General features: G+C 35.9%; 9 protein-coding genes. 8 read left to right on the plus strand and 1 reads right to left on the minus strand.

Going from position 1 to position 8,114, the window contains the following annotated elements:
* Window positions 1-340 precede the first annotated feature (340 nt).
* Window positions 341-2,866, plus strand: coding sequence for a hypothetical protein (locus KKC91_05175; GenBank protein MBU0477939.1), 2,526 nt, complete (start codon window positions 341-343; stop codon window positions 2,864-2,866).
* A gap of 21 nt (window positions 2,867-2,887) precedes the next feature.
* Here KKC91_05175 and KKC91_05180 read toward each other — a convergent pair whose 3' ends face one another.
* The gene (locus KKC91_05180; GenBank protein ID MBU0477940.1) at window positions 2,888-3,205 is read right to left on the minus strand and encodes a hypothetical protein; all 318 of its coding nucleotides are present in this window, start codon (window positions 3,203-3,205) and stop codon (window positions 2,888-2,890) included.
* Between the two features lie 153 nt (window positions 3,206-3,358).
* On the opposite strand from KKC91_05180, the gene KKC91_05185 reads away from it, so the two are divergent.
* The 7 genes from KKC91_05185 to KKC91_05215 form a co-directional block, all read left to right on the plus strand.
* Window positions 3,359-3,643 (plus strand): hypothetical protein, encoded by a 285-nt coding sequence (locus tag KKC91_05185; protein MBU0477941.1) that lies wholly within the window; start codon window positions 3,359-3,361, stop codon window positions 3,641-3,643.
* Window positions 3,644-3,665: 22 nt separating this feature from the next.
* Window positions 3,666-3,992 (plus strand): chorismate mutase, encoded by a 327-nt coding sequence (locus KKC91_05190; protein ID MBU0477942.1) that lies wholly within the window; start codon window positions 3,666-3,668, stop codon window positions 3,990-3,992.
* On the plus strand, window positions 3,976-4,125 hold the full coding sequence (locus KKC91_05195; GenBank protein MBU0477943.1) for a hypothetical protein: 150 nt from the start codon (window positions 3,976-3,978) through the stop codon (window positions 4,123-4,125). The genes KKC91_05190 and KKC91_05195 overlap by 17 nt, the downstream gene beginning before the upstream one ends.
* A gap of 755 nt (window positions 4,126-4,880) precedes the next feature.
* Complete coding sequence (locus KKC91_05200; protein ID MBU0477944.1) at window positions 4,881-5,153, plus strand: J domain-containing protein; 273 nt, start codon at window positions 4,881-4,883, stop codon at window positions 5,151-5,153.
* Between the two features lie 15 nt (window positions 5,154-5,168).
* Window positions 5,169-5,882 carry a VWA domain-containing protein gene (locus tag KKC91_05205; GenBank protein ID MBU0477945.1) on the plus strand — a complete coding sequence of 238 codons (714 nt, stop codon included), beginning with the start codon at window positions 5,169-5,171 and terminating at the stop codon, window positions 5,880-5,882.
* Window positions 5,879-6,295 carry a hypothetical protein gene (locus KKC91_05210; protein ID MBU0477946.1) on the plus strand — a complete coding sequence of 139 codons (417 nt, stop codon included), beginning with the start codon at window positions 5,879-5,881 and terminating at the stop codon, window positions 6,293-6,295. Before KKC91_05205 ends, KKC91_05210 begins: the two co-directional genes overlap by 4 nt.
* Window positions 6,276-8,114 (plus strand): DUF87 domain-containing protein (locus KKC91_05215; protein MBU0477947.1); only part of this gene is annotated, 1,839 nt, incomplete at its 3' end. The genes KKC91_05210 and KKC91_05215, both read left to right, overlap by 20 nt.

Raw genomic sequence — 8,114 nt, forward strand, 5'->3', positions numbered from 1 at the left:
TCCTCTTCGGAGTTTACGATTCCAAGAAGCCATCCATTGACTTCTTTTTCTGACTTGAAGTGAATTTGATTTTCCATAACCTGAGGCTTGCCTCAAAGAGCGGCTTTTATTTTTTTCACCGAACCGAGCTAAACCTCTGGAGCGGATTGCCTCTGGCAGAAAAAATTAAATGCTTAGCTCTGTGGTGTTAAGTGGAATATCAAAGAGAACAAGGACAGAAAAAAACAAGCAGATGCTTCTTGAGAATTAAAACAGAGAGGAATTAGGGAGATTTCAGATTCGCATGGGGATTAAACAATTTAGGTCAAGAGCAGAATTATGCTTTTAGGCTGTTTCCTTTGTGGTAAAATTAAATCAAATGAACAGAGAAGAATTCTTCAAGAACTGTAAGTATATTACTAAGGCTCCTGCTTCTATTTTTATTGAAGGCGACAGATTTTCAAAGAAAGCAAAACTTTTGCCGATTCCTCTCTATGCTTATGCGGGGATAGAAAATGGTAATTTTAAAAAGTTTGAATATGAAGAAATAACCAACGATGACAAGGAAGGGATTCACGAAGATCCAAATATAATAAGTTTAAACCCATCCTTTCTTAATAAAAATGATAGGGCCATTTACATTCCCATGTTTTTTGAAAAATTTAAAAGATTTTTTATATACAAAAAAATAGTCTATCCTGCAATGTTTGGTAAGGAAAACTTCAATGAAACCTCTAGAAAATGGGAAGAAATTGAAAAAGGGAAAAAGAAGGTTAAATTTGATTATTTTAAAATAAAAGTGTGGTCAGAAATCCCGTACAATATTGCCTTGAACGAAGCAAGTGCTATCGCTACTGCAATTGGTCTTCTTCTCGCATTGGAGTTTTATCCCTCTGGAAAGAGTAAGAATTACTTTAAAATTTTCAATGATTTAAGGACGCAATTTCCAGAAGGTGCCGTTGCAGATTCTGTTTTTATAAATATTTTTACTCGAGGATGGGCATTAGATTTCTTTTCTAACGGAGCAACAGTATTTGCTGCCTTATTGGGAATGAATCATGAATTAAAAATTATCGATTATGAATGTTTAATTTATAATGAATTTAAGAAGTTCTTTAGTCCCTATTCAAAAACAGAAGATATACCTGTTTATAAATCAGATAAAGAGTTTCCTATAAATTCCATCAATGAATATTCTAAGCAATGCACCAGATTGTTCTTCACGTCTAAAGATTATGGATTTCCTGCGTTTAGATGGGATTATTCTGAATTATTTTCTGAACCAGACGAAAAAGTCTCTATCTCAATCATTCGTAAGATACGAAAGATTAACGATGGACCGTTGGAGTATAAAGATGTTAAATGCCAATTAATATCTCCGTTTAGTTTTATTTTATCTGGCTCTTCCTCAGCTATAGTTGCCTGCGAGATGAATCCCGGGAAATTTATTTTTGGAAAATCAGAAGATCCATTTGAATATGATGTGATTTATAACTCCAGAAAACAGGGTTGGGGTTCCAAGGGCGCAGAAGTGATATATCTTGAAAAACTTAAAGATACAGAAAGAATTAAACCCCCAGAGCCAGAAGAGAAAATTAAAAAACCAACTCTGGAACTTGGTGTGGAAGAAGGCAGAGGTTATGTAAAAGTAAATGGAATTCCTATCTCGCAAGAGTTAACCAAACCAGAAATTTTATTGCTAAATGAATTGGTGCTGCGTAATGAAATCCCATGGTGCTATGGATTTATATGTTTCCATAAATGGCAAAAGGGTGTAAAAAATCCAAAAGCACAATTTCGCGTTGTGGTTTCGAGGCTAAACAAAAAAATTGGGCATGAGGCTATAGTTTTAAAGAAAATGGCAACCGGATTATGGTGTCTAAATAAAAATCTTGTAATCAAATCTTATCTTGAGGAATTGAAAGAAAGATATGAATCTATCAATAAGGAATCCCGCGAAGGAAAACATGTTATAGATAAAATAACAGATATGTTAAAAACCTATCCGGAATGTATAGAAGGAGTTGAGTTGCTTGCCAAAGTAAAAAGGCAAGGCATAGAAATACCAAAAGAATTAGAACTTGATGCTTATCAGCTTATTTCTTCAAAAGAGAATAACCTAAAAGGAGCAATTAGTTGCATACAAAAACATAGCGAGATAGACAAATGGCAAGGTATATGGCAAGAGGCAAAACCTCATTTAGAGAAACTGGTGTTGGAGTATGAAAAACTTTGCGATTATCTTGACATTCTCACTAAGCCATCATTAAAGATTCTCGAAAAAGAAGTTGACGTAACAAAAAAAACAGAATCAATAAAGAAAGAAGACAATGTTTGTTCCAAAATAATCAGACTTATTAAATTTGCTGGTGAAGGAACCCCCAAGGAGTTGGGTGATAACCCCTTTTTAAAGCAATTAGTAACTGCCGATGAAATCAAAGATGTTATTGAAAAAACAGTAGTCTTTGCAAATGCATACATAAAAAATCAGGAAATAAGAATGACTCTTCATGATATTAGGCATGAAGTACTCTTGTGCTTGTGGGATTTTGTGGCGAACAAGCCCGATCTTACAGAATTTACAGAATGGCATAAACTAAAAAAATACCTAATAATAACTCTGAAATATAAAACGCAAGCATCAATAATTGAAATAGAAAGATCAATTCCAGAACACATACAGCGAGACATAAGGAAATTCTTTAATGCAAGAATGAAACTTTTCCAAAGACTTGAACATGAACCAACCGAAAAAGAGATTCTTTCAGAATTAAACTGGACTGGAGAAGACATTAACAAGATAAAAATACACATGCCTTTTGTAGATGAAGAAATAGAAAATATAGAGGACAAAAACACCAACTCAACAGAATTAAAGGAATACTAAAATAACAACAAATAATTCCTCTTAATCTCCTTCCAGAATCTTTATCCCATTCTCCCACGATCCGTTATATCTTCTGCTTTGTTCGTAATCAAAAGATGTAACCTTACGCCTGCATCCTATATTATAAGGTCCATGAATTTCTTTGAACATCTCTTTTATCTCTTCTGACAAAGAATCATTAATTGTCCTCTCTTCATAAAATGACTGAAACATTCCTTCTATTGCAGGATCATCAACAACTTCACCTCGTTTTTGACATTCTTTTTCCCACTTTCCCAATCTCCTGTTGAGATTTTTTAAAAAATTCTTTTTACAATACGTCTTTTCCTTCTCAGTCAAATATTCCAATTTCTCCATTCAAAAAATACAAATTCAGGATTTATAAATCCTTTCAGGCATGCCTTTTTTAGCTAAGTAATAACAAAACAGGAAACATTTCCGAAATATTTCTGACCGTAATACTTGTGAAAGATAAAAAGGAAGGTGAGAAGGATGAAAAAAGTAATTTTAACCGGCTGCACCAAAAAGGAATTCGATAAGAGAGTCAAAAGAGGAGAAAAATTAGGCTGTTATCTTTGCAAAAGAACTGGAAAAGATAAAAGTATTTTTCTCGCAGACAGCATACGCTCAACATCTCTCGACGTAAACATTCTTAACATCAAGTGTGACGAGGTCATTCTCGGTTTCCCACTCTGCTTTGAATGTTACAACTTGTTAAAGGGACTTACAGAGAAGCCAGCAGAAGAAAGGAATGAAAAGGAGTTAATTGTAAATTAAAGATAGAAAGAAAGGAGGAAATATGTGGAAAAAGGGAAAGTGGCAGGAAAAGCTGAATAAACACCGATATGTAATAGACAAGGTTGATTATAAGATTGTTGATTTGCTCGCAGAAAGAATGCAAGCCAGCGAAAAAATTGGAGAAATTAAAGCCGAACTGGGCTTGCCCATATATGTGCCGGAAAGAGAAGCTGAGGTTATAAGAAAGAGACAAATTGTAGGAGGAATATACTCCCTCGATGAGGAATTCGTGAAAATTCTCTTTAAACTGATTATGGATGAGAGCAAAAAGAGGCAGAGAGAATTAATCGAAGTATCAGAAAGGAGAAATTATGCAATATCCGCCTAATTTGATCGGCTTTTTGAAATCTCTTGCTGATACTCTTATAGGAAAAAAGCCGAAGCCTAGAATTCCAAAAGAGGAAGGTACTATCTGGAATCCTAAGGATTATATTTATTACGATCTTGACAAGGAGATATAAAAATGGATAACGCAGTCAAAACAATACTTATTATTCTTGCTGTTGTCGCTGGCATTCTCTTGCTAGGACTGCTTATAGGATTCATTTATCTCCTGTTTCAGGTTGGTATAACAATACTGCCTGTATGCATATTCAGCATAATCATTATGCTTTTGGTCCAGATGGTTTATTTCAAATACAGGATTAACACGCTGAAGAAATCGCAGGCAAGTACAAATTTATACACACCAAAATTAGACTTCCAGACAGGACACTGGTTCTGGAAATATGAGGAATCTCAATCTGCCCTCTACTTGGATTTAAGTCTTATGAGATTCATGGGTTCACTCACAGGCATTTTTCTCACATTATTTTTTCTCAGCAGGCTTTACAGCAACGGCTCTTTTGACAGACATATATGGTGGTTTTGGGGGAATACAGCAGGAGTTCCTGCAGGAGTGAGCGTGTTTACCGGCTTTCTTCTGTCAGGATTCGTGATGGCTATAGCACCGAAAAAAATTAATCTCATTTTATTTTTCAGTAAAATTCTGACAAAAAATGCTGATTTCTTTATAAGTCCAGGAGACCGGATTAACTTGGATCAGACGAATAACCTATTCATGATGGCACTGCAATTTTGCGCAGAGGCAAAAAAAGAGATTCAGAATTCAGATATGGCTTCAATGATAGAGCTTGAGCAGATTTCACAGGCTCTGGTTTCAGAGAATCTTGCTTTTATTCTGAAGAACAGGAAATGGCAGGATTTCAAGGCAATAATGGAAGGGATTATCGCTGATATCCTGAGATTAAAACAATCTGGAAATTCTGGAGCAGGTAATCAGTCAAACAGCTGGGGAAACACAGAAACAGACGAGGAAAAAGCGTGCAGGATTCTTGGCGTGTCTTTAAACGCTACTCCTGACGAAATCAGAGAAGCATACAAAAAATTGGCAATGTTCTGGCATCCTGACAAAGGCGGGGATGACAAGATGATGAAAGAGATTAACTGGGCTTATGACATTCTGAAAAGGGAAAAACAGTTTGTATAAAAAAGGAGGGATACAATGACTGTAAAAATTATCGCAAGGGATCCATTCGACAGTGAAATCGAAAGATTCAGCCAAAAATCATATGTTAAGCGACTTCTTAATAGTTCAGGTATGCCTTTAAGACTGAATAATGGTTTTGGAAAAAGAGTGCTTATACTTATTGATGGCTCAACGAGCATGGGCGATAAAAACAAGATGAATCAGGCAAAAGAAGGTGCAGTCGGCTTTGCCATAGAAGCACTAAACAAAGGATATTCAGTAGGCGTGATTTCATTTGCTTCTGAAGCTGAACTATTACTTGAACCACAACACGAAATCTCGTGCATAAAAGCTGCTGTAGAAGAAATATATTCCAGTGGCTACACAAATATGCAGGATGCTATTTATCTTGTGATAGAACAGCTTTCAGGCCTAGAAGGAGAAAGAATAATCTGTATTGTTACAGACGGACAGCCTAATGATGAGAAAGAAACACTCAAAGCAGCAGAAAAAGCCAAAAGCATGGGAATTGAAATTATGGCAATAGGAACAGATGATGCAGATCAGAAATTCCTTGCCAAGATAGTAACGAGAAAAGAGTTGTCTGTTAAGGTTGAAGTTGAGTATTTTAAGCAGGGCATAACCAGAATGGCAAAACTGTTGCCGGATAAAACAATCCTGGCTTTAAAACAAGGAATGGGAAATCAAAATTATCTGGAAACTGGAAATAGAAAGAGAGGTGAAATATGAACGGAAACAAGGACCAGGGAAAACATCAAAAGATTATTAATTCCGCTTCAATGAGAATAGAATCAAGCAGAACACAGGAAATAATTTCTGGCAGTGTTGATGATGTGCTAACAGATGTGGAAAAAAATTCAACACTTCAGACAGATGGAAGCATAAAAGACGAAACAATAATCCACAATTCGATATGTAGTTGTGGATGTATGGGGAAAAAAGAAAATATTGGGGCAAGATGTGATATTTGCGGGAAAACCCCTTGTATCAATCACAGTTTCAGATGTGCACGTTGTGGAAAATCACTTTGTATCAGATGTGCAAAAACAAAGAGGAATAATAAATTTTGCTTCTGGTGCTGGCTACTTCTAACAATAGTAATAAGACACAGGATAAAGGCATATGAAATCCGAAAAGATTGATATTATTGAATTAACACAAATAGTTTCCAAACTCGGTTTGGATGGAAACCCGAGAGTTATGTCTTTGCTTTCTTCTCTCGCACACAATCCGAGCAAGGAAAGGCTAGAGCAACTTATGAGAATATTAGGGCCTTATCTCAATGATACTGCCCTAAATCCAGATCCTTTTATGCCATGCCCCCGGAATAATGAAGTTGATGGCGAAATAAAACTCGGCTTGTGCCCTACAATGGCAATATTTGGGCTTAATGTTTACGAGCTTATGCAGGGCACTTTAATAGCTGGCAGGCCTGGAGCAGGAAAAACAACCACTACTTACAACATAATCCACAGGGCCAATAAATTGGGAATCCACTGCCTTATTCTCGACATAAAAAAGGATTACAGGCATTTAATAAGAAAGATTCCTAATACTCTGGTTTTCCGCGCTGACAGCGAAAACTTCAAATGGAATCCTTTGGAAGCACCAGAAGGAATTGACAACATAAGCCATATAACAAACTTTGCAGACATCACATCAGAAGCTCATGCTATTTATGACGGAACAAATAACTATTTAATTGAGCATTTAAATTGGCTCTATGATAAAAACCCGCAGCCGACTCTTTTTGATCTCTATTACTTGATAAGAAGTAAGAAAGAGGCATTGATTACCAGAACAGCAAGATATCGTGAATCTGCATTAAACAGGTTAGCTTCAATAATGGTAAAAATGGGAAATGTATTTAAGCACAGGAAAGGCTACAGAATCGAAAAACTGCTTAATGATTATAACGTTGTGATAGAGCTTGATAATCTTGGAAACAAAGGCACTATTTATCTATCCTCTCTTATTCTTTCAAGCGTTTTCCAGCACAGGATTGCAAACAATTTAAGAGGAATTAAGCAGAAGCCGGTATTAGTAATTATAGACGAGGGAAATGAGATTTTTGATAAAAATCTTGAAAGACAGTTAGGCGGTTTAACTTTAACTTCAATGGCAAGGGAGGCAAGGGAATTTCAGTTAGGATTAGTTTGCTCATGCCAGATTCCTGATGCAATTTCTGATTCAATAAAGAATGTTTACACGAGAATTTTACTGAGCCTTTCTGAAGGTTATAATCTCAGGCACTTCGGGGAATCAATGGGATTAACAAAAGAACAGATGGGAAGCAATTTCTCGCTTGCACCCGGGCAGGCAATAATAAGACTGGCAGGAAGATATGACAAGCCTTTTCTCGTGCAGTTTATTCCTTATCCCATTGATAAGAACGTGAGCAATGAAGAAATAATGAATCACATGAAGCCTTTGCTTGAAAAAATAAATGCAGAGTATGGTTTTAATCAGGAAGAGGAAAAGACAGTTATTGTAGGGCAGGAATCAAAAGAAGCAGAAGAAAATCCAGAGAAGGAAATTTCTGAGGATGAAAAACTTTTTCTTATGAACATATATATCCATCCCTATAGCTCAATAACACAGCACTATGAAAATCTTGATTTATCAGCAGGCAAAGGCAATGGAATAATGAAAAAGCTGATAAGAAAGCAGTTATGCAAAATAGAGCAGATAAATTTAGGCGGAAGAGGCGGATTAACAAAATTTCTGGTTATGACAGAAGCAGGACAGGAAATTTTAGGAGTTAAAGGCAAAAAACAAACAGGAAGAGGCGCAGGATTTGAACATGGTTTTTGGCAGAACAAAATATCTGCTCATTTTAAAGAGCAGGGATATAAAACTGAAATCGAGAAAAATCTCAACAGCAAGTTTTTAGATGTTGGAATTGAAACAGAAAAAGGCATAATAGCCATAGAGATAGCAATATCATCTGAACACGAAAAA

Source organism: bacterium, assembly GCA_018812485.1.
Classification (GTDB): domain Bacteria; phylum JAHJDO01; class JAHJDO01; order JAHJDO01; family JAHJDO01; genus JAHJDO01.

Excerpts from the sequence above, each read along its gene's own strand:
- KKC91_05185 (MBU0477941.1), top strand. The coding sequence starts at position 3,359 with ATGAAAAAAGTAATTTTAACCGGCTGCACCAAAAAGGAATTCGATAAG.
- KKC91_05190 (MBU0477942.1), top strand. The coding sequence starts at position 3,666 with ATGTGGAAAAAGGGAAAGTGGCAGGAAAAGCTGAATAAACACCGATAT.
- KKC91_05195 (MBU0477943.1), top strand. The coding sequence starts at position 3,976 with ATGCAATATCCGCCTAATTTGATCGGCTTTTTGAAATCTCTTGCTGAT.
- KKC91_05200 (MBU0477944.1), top strand. The coding sequence starts at position 4,881 with ATGGAAGGGATTATCGCTGATATCCTGAGATTAAAACAATCTGGAAAT.
- KKC91_05205 (MBU0477945.1), top strand. The coding sequence starts at position 5,169 with ATGACTGTAAAAATTATCGCAAGGGATCCATTCGACAGTGAAATCGAA.
- KKC91_05210 (MBU0477946.1), top strand. The coding sequence starts at position 5,879 with ATGAACGGAAACAAGGACCAGGGAAAACATCAAAAGATTATTAATTCC.